The 19,461-nt window shown below is 39.2% G+C and carries 20 protein-coding genes; 14 read left to right on the top strand and 6 right to left on the bottom strand.

The features are described from left to right. Nucleotides 1-93: 93 nt before the first annotated feature. Together C0966_RS11460 and C0966_RS11455 are read left to right on the top strand one after the other, a co-directional pair. The gene (locus tag C0966_RS11460; protein WP_274855614.1) at nt 94-636 is read left to right on the top strand and encodes a DUF3267 domain-containing protein; all 543 of its coding nucleotides are present in this window, start codon (nt 94-96) and stop codon (nt 634-636) included. A 16-nt stretch (nt 637-652) separates the two neighbouring features. After that, entirely contained in the window at nt 653-967 is a 315-nt protein-coding gene (locus tag C0966_RS11455; protein ID WP_425535927.1) for a rhodanese-like domain-containing protein, read from the top strand. A gap of 97 nt (nt 968-1,064) precedes the next feature. Here the strand turns inward: C0966_RS11455 and C0966_RS11450 are convergent, their stop codons facing one another. Next, complete coding sequence (locus tag C0966_RS11450; protein WP_274855613.1) at nt 1,065-2,600, bottom strand: solute symporter family protein; 1,536 nt, start codon at nt 2,598-2,600, stop codon at nt 1,065-1,067. 23 nt (nt 2,601-2,623) lie between these two features. Then, nucleotides 2,624-2,965, bottom strand: coding sequence for a DUF485 domain-containing protein (locus C0966_RS11445; RefSeq protein WP_274855612.1), 342 nt, complete (start codon nt 2,963-2,965; stop codon nt 2,624-2,626). Between the two features lie 162 nt (nt 2,966-3,127). Here C0966_RS11445 and C0966_RS11440 point away from each other — a divergent pair, with 162 nt between their 5' ends. Then, entirely contained in the window at nt 3,128-3,310 is a 183-nt protein-coding gene (locus tag C0966_RS11440) for a sporulation protein Cse60 (protein WP_274855610.1), read from the top strand. Between the two features lie 28 nt (nt 3,311-3,338). Here C0966_RS11440 and C0966_RS11435 read toward each other — a convergent pair whose 3' ends face one another. After that, nucleotides 3,339-4,616, bottom strand: coding sequence for an NAD(P)/FAD-dependent oxidoreductase (locus C0966_RS11435; RefSeq protein ID WP_274855609.1), 1,278 nt, complete (start codon nt 4,614-4,616; stop codon nt 3,339-3,341). A 245-nt stretch (nt 4,617-4,861) separates the two neighbouring features. On the opposite strand from C0966_RS11435, the gene C0966_RS11430 reads away from it, so the two are divergent. Next, the gene (locus C0966_RS11430) at nt 4,862-6,496 is read left to right on the top strand and encodes a putative polysaccharide biosynthesis protein (protein ID WP_274855608.1); all 1,635 of its coding nucleotides are present in this window, start codon (nt 4,862-4,864) and stop codon (nt 6,494-6,496) included. Nucleotides 6,497-6,540: 44 nt separating this feature from the next. On the opposite strand, the gene C0966_RS11425 is transcribed toward C0966_RS11430, so the two are convergent. Then, nucleotides 6,541-6,732, bottom strand: a complete 192-nt coding sequence (locus C0966_RS11425; protein ID WP_274855607.1) for a hypothetical protein — start codon at nt 6,730-6,732, stop codon at nt 6,541-6,543. Between the two features lie 180 nt (nt 6,733-6,912). On the opposite strand from C0966_RS11425, the gene C0966_RS11420 reads away from it, so the two are divergent. Beyond that, nucleotides 6,913-7,632, top strand: a complete 720-nt coding sequence (locus tag C0966_RS11420) for a pseudouridine synthase (RefSeq protein ID WP_274855606.1) — start codon at nt 6,913-6,915, stop codon at nt 7,630-7,632. Between the two features lie 191 nt (nt 7,633-7,823). Here the strand turns inward: C0966_RS11420 and C0966_RS11415 are convergent, their stop codons facing one another. Next, on the bottom strand, nt 7,824-8,045 hold the full coding sequence (locus C0966_RS11415) for a DeoR family transcriptional regulator (protein ID WP_274855605.1): 222 nt from the start codon (nt 8,043-8,045) through the stop codon (nt 7,824-7,826). A gap of 415 nt (nt 8,046-8,460) precedes the next feature. Here C0966_RS11415 and C0966_RS11410 point away from each other — a divergent pair, with 415 nt between their 5' ends. The 5 genes from C0966_RS11410 to pepV all read left to right on the top strand — a co-directional run bounded on the left by C0966_RS11410 (nt 8,461) and on the right by pepV (nt 14,068). Then, on the top strand, nt 8,461-9,732 hold the full coding sequence (locus C0966_RS11410) for a M48 family metallopeptidase (protein ID WP_274855604.1): 1,272 nt from the start codon (nt 8,461-8,463) through the stop codon (nt 9,730-9,732). A 100-nt stretch (nt 9,733-9,832) separates the two neighbouring features. Then, nucleotides 9,833-10,141, top strand: a complete 309-nt coding sequence (locus C0966_RS11405) for a hypothetical protein (RefSeq protein WP_274855603.1) — start codon at nt 9,833-9,835, stop codon at nt 10,139-10,141. A 125-nt stretch (nt 10,142-10,266) separates the two neighbouring features. Then, nucleotides 10,267-11,547: an IS110 family transposase gene (locus C0966_RS11400; RefSeq protein ID WP_274854009.1), complete on the top strand. Its 1,281-nt coding sequence runs from the start codon at nt 10,267-10,269 to the stop codon at nt 11,545-11,547. Nucleotides 11,548-11,984: 437 nt separating this feature from the next. Further along, nucleotides 11,985-12,527, top strand: a complete 543-nt coding sequence (locus tag C0966_RS11395; protein ID WP_274855602.1) for a DUF3231 family protein — start codon at nt 11,985-11,987, stop codon at nt 12,525-12,527. A 116-nt stretch (nt 12,528-12,643) separates the two neighbouring features. After that, the gene (gene pepV / locus C0966_RS11390) at nt 12,644-14,068 is read left to right on the top strand and encodes a dipeptidase PepV (RefSeq protein ID WP_274855601.1); all 1,425 of its coding nucleotides are present in this window, start codon (nt 12,644-12,646) and stop codon (nt 14,066-14,068) included. Nucleotides 14,069-14,227: 159 nt separating this feature from the next. On the opposite strand, the gene cysK is transcribed toward pepV, so the two are convergent. Beyond that, complete coding sequence (gene cysK, locus C0966_RS11385; protein ID WP_274855600.1) at nt 14,228-15,160, bottom strand: cysteine synthase A; 933 nt, start codon at nt 15,158-15,160, stop codon at nt 14,228-14,230. Between the two features lie 217 nt (nt 15,161-15,377). Here cysK and thpR point away from each other — a divergent pair, with 217 nt between their 5' ends. Genes thpR through pulA form a run of 4 tightly spaced genes read left to right on the top strand, consistent with a single transcriptional unit; the run spans nt 15,378 to nt 19,309 of the window. Next, nucleotides 15,378-15,950 (top strand): RNA 2',3'-cyclic phosphodiesterase, encoded by a 573-nt coding sequence (gene thpR, locus C0966_RS11380; RefSeq protein ID WP_274855598.1) that lies wholly within the window; start codon nt 15,378-15,380, stop codon nt 15,948-15,950. A 51-nt stretch (nt 15,951-16,001) separates the two neighbouring features. Continuing rightward, nucleotides 16,002-16,982: a nuclease-related domain-containing protein gene (locus C0966_RS11375; protein ID WP_274855596.1), complete on the top strand. Its 981-nt coding sequence runs from the start codon at nt 16,002-16,004 to the stop codon at nt 16,980-16,982. A gap of 12 nt (nt 16,983-16,994) precedes the next feature. Continuing rightward, nucleotides 16,995-17,162, top strand: coding sequence for a hypothetical protein (locus C0966_RS11370; RefSeq protein WP_274855594.1), 168 nt, complete (start codon nt 16,995-16,997; stop codon nt 17,160-17,162). Then, complete coding sequence (gene pulA / locus C0966_RS11365; protein WP_274855592.1) at nt 17,159-19,309, top strand: type I pullulanase; 2,151 nt, start codon at nt 17,159-17,161, stop codon at nt 19,307-19,309. The genes C0966_RS11370 and pulA overlap by 4 nt, the downstream gene beginning before the upstream one ends. The last annotated feature ends 152 nt before the right edge of the window (nt 19,310-19,461 follow it).

Genomic DNA, 19,461 nt, shown 5'->3' with positions numbered 1-19,461 from the left:
TCCCCCGGTTTCCAATACGGGGGATTTTTTTTGGAACAAATCAGCTATTTTTTTCGTATAGTTTTTTAAAGAACAGCTGAATAGGGGGATAAAGTGGAAATCAAAAATATACGTGAGACAGTCGTGACCTTTTCTGTTTTGGCCGTAACAATCGTTTCATTCGCCTTAACAATTGGTTTGATCATCATTGCAGCTATAATGCATGGATTTCTTCATAACAAATCAGATTTTCAAATTACACTTGGCAGTTTTCTGTTCTTTATTGTTTGTTTCTTAATTGGTATTATTGTACATGAGATTATGCATATAATAGGTTTTCGGTATGCCGGAAAAGTCCCTTGGAATAAGATTGCATGGGGTATTGATTGGAAAAAAGGCGTTGCATATGCTCATAGCAAAAATGTGATCAAAGTAAAGGATATGAGGTTTGCTCTTATGCTGCCTTTCTTTATTACAGGGGCTATTCCATTCCTGCTGGGAATCATTTTTAATGTCATGTTTTTATCACTGCTTGGAGCGTTTTTAATTGGCGGCTGTGCGGGAGATTTTGCCTACTATATAAAACTACGAAAATTTTCGGATGAGGCAATGGTGAAGGATCACCCAGTGAAACCCCAATTTTTTGTTTATGAATAAATAAGTAAGGGTGATAATGATCGAAAGAATAGAAATTATAACTCCGGAGGAATTGAAAAAGAAGCTTGAAGCCGGAGAAAAATTAGAAATGGTCGATGTAAGAGAAGATTATGAAGTAGCTCAAGGGATCATTCCAGGTGCAAAGCATATTCGAATGGGCGATATTCCGGAAAACCTGGACTATTTTGATAAAGAGAAAGAGTACATTATTATTTGCCGTGCCGCCCATCGCAGCGAAATTGTTTGCTATTATTTACAAGATCAGGGATTTAAGGTGCGGAATATGGTGGGCGGCATGATTGAATGGAAAGGCGAAGTGGAATTTAAGTAAATACATCGAAAAGCGCAAGCACCCTGGTTAACCTAGATAGCTGCTTGCGATGGACAAGGAAAAGGATGGAGGTTTTTCCAATCTCCATCCTTCGACTTTATTGAATATGAATGCCGGTGTTCGCTTTCACCAAAACTTCATCAAATTTTTTCACATCTTCTTTTTTCGAGGTAAGCAGGGTACCCGCGATCGCTCCGATAAATCCGAGAGGAATCGAGATAATGCCCGGATTAGCCAAGTTGAAAAGAGGCTCGCCAACAAGAATCGCTTTCCCGACCTCAGGGAACCAAACATTTGGACCGATTGCCACTAGAACGAGAGAACTGATTAAGCCGAACAGCATCCCCGTAACAGCTCCTGCTGTATTAAATCTCTTCCAAAAGATTGTAAATAAAATTACGGGCAAGTTCGCGGAAGCTGCAACGGCAAACGCCAATGCGACAAGGAATGCAACATTTAATTTTTGTGCAAATAAAGCCAGTAAAATGGATAGGACCGCCACCCCGATTGATGCCCAGCGCGCCGCAACAACCTGTTCTTTTTCCGTTGCCTGGCCGCGGCGGATAATATTGCTGTAAAAATCATGGGCAAATGCAGATGCAGCAGAAAGAACCAGACCTGCCACAACCGCCAGTATTGTGGCAAAAGCTACTGCGGAAACGAAAGCAAATAAGAAGTCCCCGCCTAAAGCTTTAGCCAATAGCGGCGCTGCCATGTTTCCGCCTGCATCGGCAGCGGTAATTTTATCAAAACCTACGAATGCTGCTGCTCCGAATCCAAGGAAAATCGTCATCACATAAAAAATTCCAATAATCCATGTTGCGTAAACAACTGATTTACGTGCCGTAATCGCATCTTTTACCGTAAAGAAACGGATTAGAATGTGCGGCAGTCCGGCAGTTCCTAATACAAGAGCTAGATTCAGTGACATCATATCGAGAGGGTTCTTAAACTTATTGCCCGGGTTAAGGAACGATTCTCCCAAAGGTGTTGAAGACTTCATTTCCGCAAACATTTTCATTACATTGAAATCAAATTTGGCAAAAACGATCACGGAAATTATAAAAGTTCCAACCATTAATAAAACGGCTTTAATAATTTGCACCCAACTGGTAGCAGTCATCCCCCCGAACACGACGTAAATGGTCATTAAAATTCCTACAATAAGAACAGAATAAATATAATCAATTCCAAGCAAAAGCTTGATCAGCCCGCCTGCTCCGACAAGCTGGGCAATCATATAAAAAGTGGAAATCGCCATCGTATTCAAGGCTGCGACACCGCGTACTTTTTTATTATCAAAACGAGCTGTGATCATATCAGCCATTGTATATTTGCCAAGATTGCGCAGGGGTTCCGCAACAAAATATAGGACAACAAGGTAGGCAACCAGAAAACCGATGCTGTAAAAAAATCCATCAAAGCCTGTAAGAGCAATCATCCCGGCAATTCCGAGGAAAGATGCAGCTGACATATAATCTCCGGCGATGGCAAGACCGTTTTGCCAACCTGTCAACCTGCTGTCAGCCGTATAAAAATCACTCGTTGTTTTTGTTTTTTTAGCCGCATAATACGTAATCACAAGTGTTAATCCGACGATAATCAAGAATAGCCAAAATGCAAGTAGGTTCATTAATTGAATTTCCCCTTTTATTTTTAATTTTCTTCAAAAATTTCTTCAACGATTTTGTCAAATTCAGAAGCCTTCTTTGTATAAATAATGCAAAGGGACCAAGTCATGATAAATTGTGCAAAAGCGAATACCCAGGCCCAACTGATTGGGCCAAATGCCGGAGTGTTTAAGATGTCAGAGTATGCTGTCAAAACTGGAAGAGTAAAATAAAAGGCCAGAAAGAATAAAGAAAAAGGCAGAATAAAATTTCTTTTTTTTCTTAAAAGGCGTTTAAATAAAGAAGATTGAGCAATTTGAGAGTAGTTCAGCGATGTGGCATTTTGGTTTTGCTTAGATTGGCTTAAAGCACTTATTTTAACAGCCATTAAAGTTCCTCCTTTTGAAAAAATTTCTTCATTGTACCACAAAATAGATATAGCAATTATTATAATATTATCTGAAAAGTTTGTAAATTTTAATTTTAATAATATTATAAAATTTAAAATATTTGGATAAAATAATTAAAAAGTTTAGAAAGGGAGAGTCTGTTGATTCAAGTGAAACTGTTTGATGAGGAGCACGAAGCCGATCTGGAAGTTGAAATGAACTACTTTCTGAAACAGTTGGATGAGCACAAAATTGTTGACATTAAGTACAATGCCGCCGCCATTAAAGAAGATGAAGAGGGGCAAATTTACTGTTTTACTGCGATGGTGATTTATCGGGTATAAGCCGAAACGTAAAAGAACCGGCCAAGTTTTACGGCCGGTTCTCTTTCAAGGCATAAATGGCAGCATTCAGGCCGGCAAGCCTGCCGGTAACAAGTGCTGCTGTAATGTTATAGCCGCCGGTATATCCGTGAATATCAAGGATTTCCCCGCAAAAATAAAGCCCGTGCATTTTTTTAGAAGCCATCGTTTGCGGTTCGATCTCTTTGACGGAAACTCCGCCGCCGGTAACGAACGCTTTTTCAATCGGGAGAGTTCCGTTTACTTTAATTTTGAACTGTTTGCAGCTATGGGCAAAGCTGCGAAGTTTTTCGTGTGAGACAGCCGCACCTTGTATGGATGGATCAATACTATTTTCTTCTAACAAAAACAAAAGGTATCTTTCCGGAACAAGCCCTTTTAGTGTGTTCTTAACCGCTTTTTTCGGTTCCGCTTTGATAAGTTTAACAATCTCTTGAAAAAGTTCTTCTTCCTTCTTATCTGGAATGGCATCAAGGCTCATTGTAACTTCCGGCAGATTCCATTTGTCCATCGCTTTAACGACGAATTGGCTGCAGCGGAGTACTGCCGGTCCGCTGATTCCAAAATGCGTAAAGATCATATCCATTCGATGGGTGATCAGCGGTTTGCCTTTCGGGTTTAAAACGCTTAATGATACATCGCGCAACGAAAGGCCTTGAAGCGTTTTATTTTGAATAAAATGCTCTGATGATGTGACAGGTACTTCGGTGGGGAATAATTTTGTAATGGTATGGCCTGCTTTTTCAGCCCAAGCATAACCGTCTCCGGTTGAACCTGTTTGAGGAACCGACTTGCCTCCGACTGCAATGACAATGGATCGCGCTTTTATCATTTCCCCGGTCTTTAGTTCAACAATTGCTGTTTTTCCGTCGTCAAAGTGGATATCTTTTACCGGTGAATTCGTTTTTATTTCAACTTTCAAATCGTCCAATTTTTTCAATAAGGCGTTTACTACGGATTGCGCGTTATCACTGACCGGGAACATTCTTCCATGGTCTTCTTCTTTCAGTTTTACCCCGAGTCCTTCGAAAAATGAAATGATATCTTCATTGTTGAAAATCGAAAATGCACTGTATAAAAAGCGCCCGTTTCCGGGTATATGCTTGATAATTTCTTCTACAGGAAGACGGTTTGTCACATTACAGCGCCCGCCGCCGGAAATCGCCAGCTTTCTGCCCAGTTTTTCTCCTTTATCGATCAACAGCACGTTGGCACCCTGTTCACCTGCTGCAATCGCAGCCATTAAGCCGGAGGGGCCTCCGCCGATGACGATCACATCAAAACTCATCGTTTCACCAACTTTTCTCTATTCGCTTTCAAAACACTTTTCATTATAAAACATTTCCAAACAGGCTGAAAACGAAACAGTTTTTGCGGGAGGAAGATGACGGGTAGCATATGTGGAAAAAGAAAGGTAAACTACTGATATGGCTGTGTGAAAAAAACATGAAAATTCAGGATAAGTTCAGCTTCCATTCGAGTTTATGATAAAATACATTGTCGGAGTTATTTTTCTTTTTAGGAAGGGATTATATGTCATCAAAGCTGTTAAGAGGTACCTTCATATTGACACTGGGAACGATTATTTCGAAAGTTCTCGGCCTTTTTTATGTTATTCCGTTTTATGCAATTGTAAAAGACTATGGGACTGCGCTTTATCAATTTTCTTATGTACCATATACGATTTTTATCAGCATTGCAACAGCAGGTGTTCCGCTTGCTGTTTCCAAATTTATATCAAAATATAATGCTCTCGGCGAATATGCTGTAGGAAGAAAGCTTTTTAAATCTGGACTCATTGTCATGTTGGCGAGCGGAATCATATCATTTTTAATACTTTACTTTTCCGCACCTGCTCTTTCTGAAATCATGTTAAATGAAAAAGGAAGTTCATCAGGTGCTGATAAAATAAAAGTAGAAGATGTTACGACCGTAATAAGAGCTGTAAGTTTTGCATTAATCGTTGTTCCATTTATGAGTTTGATCCGCGGATTTTTTCAGGGGCATCAATCAATGGGCCCGTCAGCTGTTTCACAGGTTGTTGAACAGATTGTCCGAATTGTTTTCCTATTGGCCGGAGCATACATTGTCTTAAATGTTTTCGATGGCAGCTTAGTAACTGCTGTCAGTGTGGCAACATTTGCCGCTTTTATCGGAGCAATCGGGAGCTTGGCTGTTTTAGTTTGGTACTGGTTTAAACGAAAACCTCATTTGGACAAGCTGCTTGAGCAGGATAAGGGTACGATGGATATTACTTTAGGAGAAATGTATAAAGAAATATTAACGTATGCCGCTCCGTTTGTTCTTGTCGGTATAGCCAATCCTTTGTTCCAGTTTATTGATCAGCTGACATTCACAAGGGCAATGCTGTCACTTGGATTTGATAAAAATCAAGCAGTGTCAGCATTTTCTGTTCTTAATTTCCAAACACACAAGCTTGTGATTATCCCTGTGTCGCTGGCGACTGCTTTTTCATTAACACTGGTTCCAAGCGTTACGAAAGCATTTGTGGAAAAAGACTGGAACAGCTTAAACCGTCAGCTTAATCAAACATTTCAAGTGCTTCTCTTTTTGACATTGCCCGCCGCTATCGGCCTTTCACTCTTGGCTGAGCCGGTTTACACTATTTTTTACGGACATGCGGATCTTGGAACAGAGGTGTTAAAATCATATTCTCCGGTTGCGATATTATTTGCTCTTTATTCTGTTACCGCAGCGATTTTGCAAGGAATTAATGAGCAGCGCTTCACGGTGTTAAGTTTGCTTGTTGGTTTATTGATAAAATTAAGTTTAAATATTCCGCTTATAAAATTAATGGAGACACAGGGGGCTGTATTAGCAACGGCACTCGGCTATACCGGGGCCATTATCATTAATTTGTTTGTCATTAAATATTTTGCTCGTTACCCGTTTCGTTTTGTGGCGAGACGAAGTTTGCTTATTGCTATTTTTACGGCCATTATGTATATTGCAACAAAATTTGTCTATCGTTTCTCGGTATTGTTTTTGTCGCCGGAAACAAGATTTCAGTCTCTAATCATCGTTATGGTTTGTGCAGTATTTGGGGCAGGAATCGTCTTTTATTTAGGTCATCGATCGAAACTCATTTATTTATTATTTGGCAGCAGAATTGACAAACTAAAGAGAAAACTTCGTCTGCCAATCTAAAAAGAAGAAGGGCCCGCTTTTAAGCGAGACCACCTTCTTATGTTTTAGTAATGATAGTATTCTTCTTCCCTGATTCCGAGTCGGCGTTCGATCCGGTCAAGTCGGCGGTTTAAGCGGTCCACTTGCTGGTCAAGTCTGTCAACCCTGCGGTCTAATCTGTCCAGGCGACGGTAGATATCCTGCCATCCTTGAAATTGAGGGAAACCAGTTCCTTGCTGCCGATAATAATTATCCATTCAAGCACACACTCCTTATTCATTTTCTTTGAAACTACGGTATCAGTCTATGGATTATACAATGTAAGGCAACGGACAGACGCCCAGATAAAATGAAACTTTATCCGCTGATGCAAGTTTGTTATTACCGCCATTGAGGCGGGAGTCTTATGGATGATATATTTTTCTGCGAGGTGGAGAATGAGAATCGATAAAATGTTAGCAAATTTAGGATTTGGCAGCAGAAAAGAAGTAAAAAAGATATTAAAGGAAGGGGCTGTTAGAGTAAACGGCCAAATTGTAAAAGATGCCAAGCAGCAGGTTGACCCCGAAAATGATGTCGTGACATTAAATGGTGAGACCGTTGAATATAAAAAGTTCATCTACTTAATGATGAACAAGCCGCCGGGTGTTGTGTCGGCAACAGAAGATCATCAAGATGAAACAGTTATTGACCTGTTGGAAATGGAAGATCTTGTCTTCGAGCCTTTTCCGGTCGGAAGGCTTGATAAGGATACGGAAGGACTTTTATTAATAACGAATGATGGACAGCTTGCACATCGACTGTTATCGCCGAAAAAGCATGTCCCTAAAACATATTTTGCCGTAATCGACGGGGAGGTAACAGAACGGGATAGAGAGGCATTTAAAAACGGTGTCACTCTTGATGACGGGTATAAGACGAAACCCGGGGAATTAAAAATATTAAAGTCCGGTTTAACTTCAGATATTGAATTAACGATTACAGAAGGAAAGTTTCATCAAGTCAAAAGAATGTTTCAGGCGGTAGGGAAAAGAGTCATTTATTTAAAGAGAATATCCATGGGCCCTTTAAAGCTGGATGAGACTCTTGAATTAGGGGAATACCGCGAGCTGACAGATGAAGAACTGCAACAATTAAGGGAATATCAATCTCAATAAGGACGACGTGACGTTTATGAATTTATTGGTTAATGAGCTTTTGACAGTTTGGACCGTTAATTTGATAAAATCATTGGGAAGTGCCCCTCTTGAAAAAAATTTTTGTTAAATAAATAAGGAACTGGCCCTCATGGTATAAACAAACGAATCATTTGGGCAGTTCCTTCATATTTCCTGTCATTATTTTCATTTTATGAAGTCATTTTTACCTTCTTTTGCGTTGTTGTCCATTTACCGCGGCTTGGACTTTTCACTAAGTCATTATAAACCAAGACATTCAAATCTCTTTGGATGGTACGAGGAGTTATACCAAATTCTTCTACAAGATCTTGAGTCGTTACAGTTCCATTGTTCAAAATATACAAGTAGACGGATTTGATACGGTTTAACATTCGGTTAGTTGAAGGTTTCAAAAAACCACTCCCTATCCTTTTTTCAAACCTTTGGCATATTCCTGCAACCGACTTTTGCATCAAGAAACATGTCTTCAAGCTATGTAGCTGTTTTCTTTTCCTCAGACAACCCCTTTTCTTTACCATGTCCGGTAAATCTAATAAGACCATTCCTTGTATTTTTATTTTAACCATATTTTCAGATAATTTCTACCGATAAGTACAAATTTACGAAATATTAATATACCTTTGTATTCTTTTATCGAATCATTGATTCTCCCTTTTTTGAGTGCATACTATAATTCGTATGGGAAAGGCCTGGCTATTATGTTTATTGCCTTTGAAAAAGTTTCCGGTTTTCAAAAATGTTAAAATTGTATATAATTTACAGGTGATTTTATATTTTAATACTTATGAAAGGATTGCTGTTGAAATAATGAATCAGAATCAGCTGCGTAATAATCTTGTTTATCCAAAGGAAAATGTTTATTTTGCATTTGTTCTTTTATTTGGGATTTTAACGTATATATTTCTGGCCTTTTCATTGATCGGAATTATTATTGGTGTGGCGTTGATCTTACTATCTATCTTTTTACACAGCTTAATGATTGCAGGAATTCGCCGGAATGGTGTGAAATTGGGAGAATCGCAGTTTCCCGAACTGTACCATAAGGCAGTTTCAACAGCGAAAGATATGGGACTGATAAATATACCGGACATTTACATTGTCGAGTCTGAAGGAATTTTAAATGCTTTCGCAACGCGTTTTTTCCGCCGCAATGTGGTTGTTCTTTATTCGGGCATTTTTGAACTGATCGAAAGAGATGCGGAAAAGGAAGTCTTATTTGTTCTGGCGCACGAATTTGCCCATTTGAGAAGAAAGCATGTTACGATCAGCTTTCTGCTTTTACCGGCGATGTGGATTCCGTTTCTTGGCGATGCTTTTTTAAGAGCTTGCGAGTATACTTGTGACCGGTACGCTGCATATTATGTAAATTCTCTTGAAGCTTCGAAAAATGCTTTAACGATGCTGGCAATCGGAAAAGAGCTTTATTCCAAAGTAAATCAAGAGGCATATATGGAACAAATTGAAAAAGAATCAGGTTTTTTTGTATGGCTGAATGAAAAATTGTCAACCCACCCCCATTTGCCAAAAAGGTTGTATGAATTAACGAAATTTTTTGCGGCTGATTCGGTTCCCGAAATCCGGGAGCCAAAAAGAAAGATATGGCTCGGCATGATCGCTTCTATTGTAATCATTTCCGGTCTTTCTGCGGCAGTCTGGTTTGGAGTAAAGGCATTGGAAAAATTGGATTTCTGGGCTGAGACTGCAATGGAAGTAGAGGGAGCTACACCTCTTATGAAGACAGCCAGTGACAATGACATCGAGTTAATGGAAAAGCTTCTTCAAGAAGGTGCAGACATTAATGAAAAAGATAGTGAAGGCTCAACCGCTCTTCACTGGGCGGTCTTTGACGGCCAATATGAGGCTGCGAAGTTCTTGCTCGAGAAGGGAGCTGATCCGAATACTGTAGATGTATATGGGTCTACACCTTTGATAACAGCGGTTTTTATGGAAGATGCCGAGCTTGTGGCTTTGCTTCTTGAATACGGGGCTGATACTTCATACGTGGATTCAGATGGTTATACAGCTTATGACTATGCTGTAGAATATAAAAACGAGGAAATAATCGAGTTATTAAAATGAAAAAAAGTTTGGGCTGCTTATTTATTTAAGCAGCTTTTTTCATGAAAAAAATAAACCTTTTCCAATTTCGTCCGTATTTAAGGACGGAGGAGGGATCAAGATGAGTTTATTGTATGTTGATATAAAAAAAGCCGGTTATGAAGGAAATTTTCCAATCATATTATCTGATATATTCTTTCTCCTTGGTTCTGTCATGTTATATTTGGGAAAAAATCATTGCTTCCCACCAGTTAACAAAAAAATACGGAGACATGGAGGAGTTTTTTACAGCGGGGAGAAAAGTGACTCTTTGTATGTTTGCGATTGCAATCGCACTGACAGTCTTTTTCATATTAATTGGCTACCTTCTCACAAGAAATTTATAAGTTTAAATGGATATTTGTGTCCTCACAGGGAAAAATATTTTTAAATCATATGAGGAGCATTCCTGTAATGAAGAAATTTGAGGTTTGAAACAAAAAGAGCCCTCTTGGTATAGTACAGGGTGTCAATACATTGACCCCGAATTAATAAGTTGCCAAGGAGGACTCAATAATGAATTATACTCAAAATCGAAAAATCTCGCAAATCACACCATCAACATTAATAATCGGCATTGATATTGCCAAAGACAAACACGTGGCACGGGCACAAGACGATCGAGGAATTGAATTTGGAAAACGCTTGATCTTTGAAAATCGCATACATGGTTTCCAAATGCTTTTAGATTGGGTGAATCGACACCAAAAAGAAAATGATAAGAACCATGTGATTTTTGGGGTTGAACCAACCGGGCCTTACTGGTTAAATCTCGCTTATTTTCTTACCGCAAAGGGCTATGACTTTGTGCTAGTCAATCCGATGCATGTAAAGAAAAGCAAAGAGCTTGATGACAACTCTCCAACAAAAAACGATACAAAAGACGCCAGAGTGATTGCACAGCTGATTAAAGACGGCCGATACTCCGTACCAAATCTCTTAGACGGCATTTACGCGGAACTAAGAGAAGGCGTCAAAATAAGAGATCAGCTCACTCAACAGCTTGCCATCACAGAAGGACGTATTCAAAATTTGATTCAACGTTATTTTCCGGAGTTTTTCGATGTTTTCGGGGATTGGGAAGGAAAAGCAGCTCTTTGCACGCTAAAACTGTTTCCATTTCCTTCTCAAATTAAAGAAATGACACCTGAAGAGATTCTCTCAAAGTGGAAGCCATTTGTACAACGAGGAGTTGGAATGAAGCGAGCAACGAAACTAGTGGAAACGGCCAAAAAGAGCATTGGAATTCAAATCGGGATTCAGTTTGCCAAACGTGAAATGGAATATCTGATTGACCAATATGAGCTTTATCAAACGCAGTTGGAAGAGTTGGATCAGGAGCTAGAAGCTCTTGTAGAAACGATCCCAGGTGCTAAGCAAATGATGAATATTTCTGGGTTAGGTGTTACAACAGTCGCTCTATTCTTCGCTGAAGTGGGTGATCTCACAAAGTACAGTCACCCTCAGCAATTAGTTAATCTGGCAGGCCTTTCATTACGTGAGCATAGTTCTGGAAAATTTAAAGGACAAACCAGAATAACGAAACGGGGACGAAGCAGGCTGCGTAAAGCTCTGTACCTAGCGATTCGGCCACTCGTTGCCCATAATCCAACTTTTAAAGCTTTACATCAATACTATACAAAACGATCTGAAAGGCCTTTAAAAAAGCAACAGTCTCTCATCGCTTTGTGTTGTAAGCTATTACGTGTCTTATTTGTCATTGGTCAAAAACAGTGTGAATTTGATGGTTCAAAATTATTGCAAGGCTTGCCTCAAATTACATTACAAGTTGCTTAAACCGATTTATTAACCAATTTGTTAATCAAATTACTATCGAATACTTCAAGTATTTCTAAAGACAAACACCAATAGTGCCGAGTCGGAGTTTATTTTTACCATACGGGCTTATGACCCAGCTGAGGAGCTTATCCGACCTCCACCTCATGGATACGCAGGACGAAGGAATGTATGGATCCCAATCCGGTGATACATGGGAGGGTTAGCGACCGTGAGATGAGTGGAGATTTTGCGCACGGTCATAACTGTTATTACCAAACAATACCAGTTTGGTTGGTAGAATGGCCCCCCATCTGTAAGAAATTTAAATAAATTCAATTTATAACCATGATTTTCGGTGGATCAACTATTAGGTGTTAATGAAATTTAGAGAAAACGTGAGTATTCGGGAGAATTTTAAAGTATATAGAGGGAGTATATAGAGGGAGGAAATAAAGATGAACGTTTTCCAAATTGTCAAAGACGCCTTTGCACAATTTACTGATAATGAAGTTAAGCCTCTCCATGTGGGTGAAGTGATGAATTTATGGTTTTTGTTGGTCGCGTCCGAACAGAATATGAGAGTTGAACAAGTCTCTTATAACATTTGCCAGGACAAAGACTTAAAAAAGAAAATCAATGAATTGATCCATGATGTTCATGGACCGATGGTCAAAGAGTTGCAAGATTTTTTTAAGAAAGAAGGAATCCCGAATCCGAATATGACTCCTGAAAAAGTGATCGGAGATTATCGGACAGTTCCGGACGGAGCGAAAATGTCAGATGAGGAAATCGCCAATATCATCGCCTATAACTTGGTGATAGGCATTACCGCCGCAGTCAGAGGCTTGACAGAATCTGTTCGGACAGACGTCGGATATAAGTTTTTAAAATTTCAAATGACGAAAGTGGCCTTTTCTGTTTCCTACAAAAAAATGATGGAAGAAAAGGGCTGGATCAACGTTCCGCCATATTATAATCAGGAGCTTCACATAAAATAAGGCTGAGAGAACAGCCTTATTTCTTTTTAAAAGCATTTAAGCGGGAATATATTTATAATAATGAAATGATAGATTTACCATATGCAATATATGGAACGCAGTAAGGAGGAAAAAGTGTGGAAGCAATTGATTGGATGAAAGAAGTTGACATAAGAAAAGGCGAACTGATTTATGATACACAAAAGTTATTAAAAATTAAAAGTGTCTTAGATGAAGAAAATAGTACTCCGGATGCTCCGCTCGGTCAGGGGGTAAAGGAAGCGCTATCCTTTATGCTTGAACTCGGAGAAAAAGACGGATTCAAGGCAAAAAATGTAGAAAATATTGCCGGACACTTGGAATTCGGTGAAGGGGAAGAACTCGTCGGCATCCTATGCCATGTCGATGTTGTGCCAGAAGGGGATGGATGGACAAGCGACCCATTCGGCGCTGAAATCCGGAACGGGAAAATTTTTGCCCGCGGCGCGATTGATGATAAAGGTCCGACAATGGCCGCTTACTATGCTATGAAAATCGTAAAAGAACTCGGTTTTCCTTTAAAAAAGCGGGTTCGGATGATTATCGGAACAGATGAAGAGAGCAATTGGCGCTGTGTGGATACATATTTTAAATATGAAGAAATGCCTTCCATGGGTTTTGCCCCTGATGCAGATTTCCCGATCATTTATGCGGAAAAAGGTATTTCTGATTTTGATATTGTCCAATCTTTTGAGGATGATGCAAATCATGGTGATGATGTGAAAATTGAAGTAGCTCGATTTACTTCCGGGAGAAGGTACAATATGGTTCCTGATTTCGCGAAAGCGGGGCTCTTCGTTCATGACCGTCAAACAGAAATAATCCAGCGGTTTGATGAATTTCTAAAACAGAGAAAACTCGAAGGAAAGTGCCATGTGGATAACGGTGAATTAATCATTGAATTGGAAGGGATATCAGCCCATGGCATGGAACCGGACAATGGAGTGAATGCAGGATTGCTTCTGGCAGAATTTTTATCCCAATGGAAAATCGATCCGAAAGCGCAGCACTTTTTTTCTTTTGTAACAAGGTACTTCTCTAAAGAATCGCGCGGACGGGAACTTGGCATTCCATATTCTGATGATATAACAGGGGACTTAACGATTAACGTTGGAAAAATCAGCTATACAAAGGAACGGGGAGGACAGCTTGGAATCAACTTGAGGTATCCGGTAACTGCTGATATGAAAAAAAAGAAGGACCAACTAGAGCAACTGCTTAAAAAAGAGGGCTTTAAAATTGAAAATTTCTCTGATTCAAAGCCGCATCATGTTGATGAAAAAGATTTTCTTATCCAAACATTAAAGAAGGTATATGAGGAACAAACAGGTGAGAAGGCAGAGCTGCTTTCAATTGGCGGCGGAACGTACGCGCGTTCTTTAAAGTCCGGAGTTGCTTTTGGCCCGCTGTTTCCGGGAAGGCCGGATGTTGCCCATCAAAAAGATGAGTACATCATTATTGATGACTTATTAAAGGCAACCGCTATTTATGCACAGGCCATTTACGAATTAGCAGCTAAGTGAAATTTACGCTGGATGTCAGGTGATATACCTATCAGACAAGAGTGAACCATACTTCCATAACATTGCTTTTTGTATGGTCAGACCCCTCTAATACAACATAAGAAATATTCTATATGTTGTTATTGCCAGAGGAGGGCTGACCCATTTTTTTTTACTTTCTTAATCAAATTCGAATAAGTCACTCGATAGATATCGTTCACCTGTATCACTAACAATGCACACAACTGCATCATCCGGTGAAAGCAGTTTTGCCGTTTCAATCGCAGCCAAACAGGCTGCACCTGATGAAGGGCCGACAAGAATTCCTTCTTCTTTCGCAAGGCGCCGTGTTATGTCATACGCTTCTTCATCTTTAATTAAATGAATTTTATCATACACATTTTGATTGAGAATTTCAGGAATAAATCCCGGGCTTGTACCGACGAGCTTATGCTTGCCGGGCTTTCCGCCTGAAAGCACCGGAGAGCTTGCAGGTTCCACTACATGAACAGTTAGATCAGGGTAATACTCGCGAAGGACTTCCCCAGTTCCTGTAATGGTTCCACCTGTCCCGGCAGCTGCAACAAAAGCTTTTAACGGCTTCGCGATTTGTTTCATAGATTCAATGATTTCAAGTGCTGTTGATTGGCGGTGAGCTTCCGGATTCGCTTCGTTTTCAAACTGCATAGGAATGTAGCTTCCGGGAATTTCAGCAGCAAGCTCTTTTGCCTTTTTTATGGCTCCCGGCATTTTTTCATCCCCAGGTGTCAAAACAACTTCTGCGCCATACGCTTTCAAAATGTTTATCCTTTCTTGCGTCATCGTATCCGGCATTACGATAATCGCACGGTATCCCCTTGCGGCTGCATTCATGGCAAGTCCAATGCCGGTATTACCGCTTGTCGGTTCAATGATCACGGAGCCTGGTTTCAATTTACCTTCTTTTTCAGCTGTTGAAATCATATGATAAGCTGCGCGGTCTTTAACGCTCTTACTTGGATTGCAAAACTCAAGTTTTAAATAGACAGTTGCTCCATCTTTCGGGCCAAGCCGATTAAGTTTTACGAGAGGTGTATTTCCGATTAGATCTGCTATATTTTCAACGACTCTCATTTTTTACCATTCCTGTTCTGTTCAATAAATTAAAATATATTTGTATTGTAGTTTAAATGTTAAATTAATTCATCCTTTATAAACGCGTAATAAGATGAAAAGTGGTTTATTTCTCTGAGATTATTCGATAATCTCACTAGTCTCTCATTTCTGCCAATTTGTAAAAAGATTTGCTAAAATAGGTAAAAACGTATTTTCGAAAGGGCGAATTCAACGAATGGAGAAAAACGAACACTATTTTTTAGCGGTTCGATTGTCAAAAGAATCAAAAAAATTGTTGCACGAAAAAGCAGAGCAATTGAAGAGCGAGCTTAAGTTTGCGAGGTGGGTTCACCCTGAAGATTATCATCTTACACTTGCATTTTTGGGCAATGCATCTGAAAGCCAATTAAATAAAACAAAAGAGCTGGTTCAAAAATACATTGACGGGTCCAGTGCTTTTTCTTTGACAATTCAGCACTTTGGAACTTTTGGCAGAAAGGATTCACCTAGAATTCTCTGGGCAGGAGTTAATAAAGAAGAACGCCTTCATCAATTGAGGAACCTTGTATTTACCGCATGTGAAAAAGCAGGTTTTCATCTTGATACGAGGCCATTTTCTCCCCATATTACATTAGCCAGAAAATGGACCGATTCTTCTTCCTTTTCATTATCCTTTTTATCAATAAATAATAGCGTTGAAGAAAAGCCGATTACATTTGAAGCAGAAGAAGTGGTTTTATACCGGACCCGCCTCGAGAAAACCCCAAAATATGAAGCGGTTGCCACATTTCCGCTTTTAACTGAATAAATTGGTATAAATACTTCAAAACATAAAAGAATTTAAAGGAAGGCAATGTCGATGGGACAGTTGATCAAACTTCAAGATTACGTTTCTAGATATGAACAAGATATCTTTTTATATCCTTCCCGATTTGTTCGTCTGAAAAGGCAGCAGTGGGAGCGATTAAAAGACATTTGGGAGAATGGGGATGTAAATAACAAAAACAGCCAAAAGGATTTGTCCATATTGTTGGAAGATGAAAAACAGCCGATTATAGATAAAATAAAGTGGATTTTTCGTTTAAGATCAAAAGAAAACGAGGATGATATTATTGTCCGAGATGAGGAAAATGAACAAGAGGAGGATTTTGGGCTTCAATTTACAGCTTCTTTTTCAATTCGCCCAAATTCCATCGAAGAATTAAAGCAGCAATTCCTCGATCAGCTTTTCCGTTTTCAAATGAAATGGGCCAGCTCAACACTTACTGAAAAATCAATGGTTAATCACAAATATTATTATGATGAAAAGCTAAAATTCTTCCTTCAGCGCTTCCCGGACACATTTCTCGTTCTATATAATCCGGTCTTTCTGTTAAAAGAGGCGCCGGTTGAACTGGAAATTATCATGGTAACCCCTATTGATGTGTGGTGTATATCATTTTTGGAAGAAGAAAATCACGCTGTATTTATTGGGTCAAAAAATCGGTTTTGGTCAAAGCGCTACGAAAATACAGAGAAAAAAATCTTAAACCCTTTACTTGCTTTGAACCGGACGGAGAAAATCATTCAAAAGCTTTTCCGCTTACATGAAATCGATCTTCCAATTCGTAAAGTGGTTCTTTCAAGAAATGGATATATTGATTACCAAGAAGTACCTTATGATGTACGCCTCGTGGAAAAAAGAAATCTTGATGAATGGTTTACATCTTTGAGAAGATTGCGTTCTCCTTTGAAGCATAAGCAATTAAAAGCAGCCCAAATGCTTCTTGAGTATTGCCAGACGACGTCCATGCGAAGAATGGAATGGGAAATCTTTGATGAAGAGAAAAATATCGAATAGGAGTCAGTAAAGATGGGCTTTTGGAAAAAGATATCATTTATCTTACTTTTCCATTCTGATGAAGAAATCGTTGGCTCTGCTCCTATACAAATTGAAGTTCATCAGGCTTTCCTCCCTATTTTAATGAAAGAATATAAGATAGCGGAAGCAGAGGATGAAAAGGAGATGATTCTTTTTTGATTGCGATTGACAGGCAATTTTTTGCTTATCTAGATGACTTGCAAGTCATAACGATTTTACTCCCCAATTCCTATCACGGCGGCTCTTCTTCTTGTTTTCATTTAACGAATGAAGAAATAAACTGTGAGCTTACTATAACCGAAACTGTGAAGCTGGAAGAATCGATAAAATATATTTGTTATTCTGAAATAGAACTGGAATTTGGAAAACAATATTGGATTATAGATGAACACGGGGGAAAAACAGACCTTCAAATTGGTGCGGTCATTCGAACTGAGACCTTTGATGAGCGTTTTTATTATGATGGAAACGACCTTGGAATTACCTATTCCAAAGAAAAAACAGTTTTTAAACTTTGGGCTCCTACAGCAGTAAAGGTAAGATTGAAGCTTCATGAGCCAGGGGGAAACGAATTGCAGCCGCTTCCGATGGAAAGAGGGGGATCTGGTGTTTGGTTTACTGAAGTTCATCGGGATTTGGAATGTTATCAATATTCATACCTTGTTTGCGTAAATCTTGAATGGAAAGAAGCTGTTGACCCTTATGCAGTTGCTTCAACGGCTAACGGTAAAATGGGAGTCGTTGCTGACTTGGCAAAGACCCGCCGGGAAAAACCTTCTTTACCGCCATTTAAGCATGCAGTTGATGCGGTGATTTATGAAACTCATATTCGTGATTTTACCATTCATCCAAATAGCGGAGTGAAACATAAGGGAATGTATATTGGAGCCGGAGAAACGGGTACAACCGGAAAAGACGGGCTGCCGACGTGCCTTTCTTACGTGAAAGACTTTGGTATTACTCATATTGAATTTCTTCCTTTTCATGATTTTGAAGGTGTAGATGAATTAAAACCGGCCAACAAATATAATTGGGGCTATAATCCCTTGCATTTTAATGTTCCCGAAGGAAGCTATTCGACGAATCCACATGATCCTTATAAACGAATAATGGAATTAAAGGAAATGATCTTTTCCATTCAAAAACAAGGGTTAAGGGTCATTATGGATGTTGTTTATAATCATGTGTATATTCGTGAACAGTCTTCATTTGAAAAAATTGTTCCCGGCTATTATTTTCGGCATGATGAGTATGGAATGCCATCAAACGGCACCGGAGTGGGAAATGATTTAGCAACCGAACGGCGGATGGTGAGGAAATTTATTATCGATTCTGTCCTTTTTTGGTTGAAAGAGTACCATGTCGATGGGTTTCGGTTTGATTTAATGGGAATCATTGATATTGAGACAATGAATGAGATTAGAAAAGCGGTTTCCAAAATTGATGAAACAGTCATCATGATCGGTGAAGGCTGGGACTTAAACACCCCAATTCCTCCTGAAAAAAAAGCAAATATCCGCAACCAAAAATATTTGCCGGGAATCGGGCAATTTAATGATTGGTTTCGGGATTCAATCAAGGGAAGCACCTTTAACTTGTATGACCGCGGCTATGCGCTCGGCAACGAGTATTATTACGAGTCTGCCAAACAATTACTTGTTGGCAGTATCGGCTTTGAAAAATTGGATAAAGGCATTTTTACCGAGCCCGTTCAGTCAGTGAATTATGTGGAATCTCATGACAATCATACGATGTGGGATAAAATCAACATTTGTGAAGAAGAAACAGATGAAGAAATAAAGCAAAAGCATCACAGATTGGCAACGGTGATGGTTTTGTTATCACAAGGAATTCCATTTCTTCACAGTGGACAGGAGTTTTTCCGAACGAAAAAAGGAGTTGGAAATAGTTACCGGTCCCCTGATGAAATCAACCAGCTTGATTGGGACCGTAAAATACAGTTTGCCGACAATGTCGAATATATTAAAGGGATCATTTCAATCAGAAAATCGCATCAAGCTTTTCGTTTTCACCGCGCGGATTTGATAAGAAAGCATATACGTTTTCTTCCTTATCCAAAGCCGGTGATCGGCTGCTTTTATGCGGATGTTCAAGAATTTGGACATTGGAAAATGATCTTAGTGATTTTTAATCCTTCACGAAAGGTACAAAAAATTGATTTGCCTATGGATGGAAAATGGGAAGTATTGGCGGATCATGAGAACGCGAAAGCCGAGCCTTTCTTATCAATCAACCAGCAGCAAATCGAGGTAAAACCAGTTAGTTCATATGTACTGGTAAAATAATTAAAAGCGTTTTCCTCTATTTTTAAAAACATGATTTACTTGACGATATAAGTCAAATGGAGATAATATTTATTAAGATAGCTATTGTTAAAGTTATTTTCAATAGCTGTCTTTTTTATCTTTTCGAGGATAAATACATTCAGAGATGATTC

The sequence above is a fragment of the Bacillus methanolicus genome, assembly GCF_028888695.1.
GTDB lineage: Bacteria > Bacillota > Bacilli > Bacillales > Cytobacillaceae > Bacillus_Z > Bacillus_Z methanolicus_B.
The sequence above is the reverse complement of the archived record's forward strand: the minus strand, read 5'-3'. Positions and strand labels throughout refer to the sequence as shown.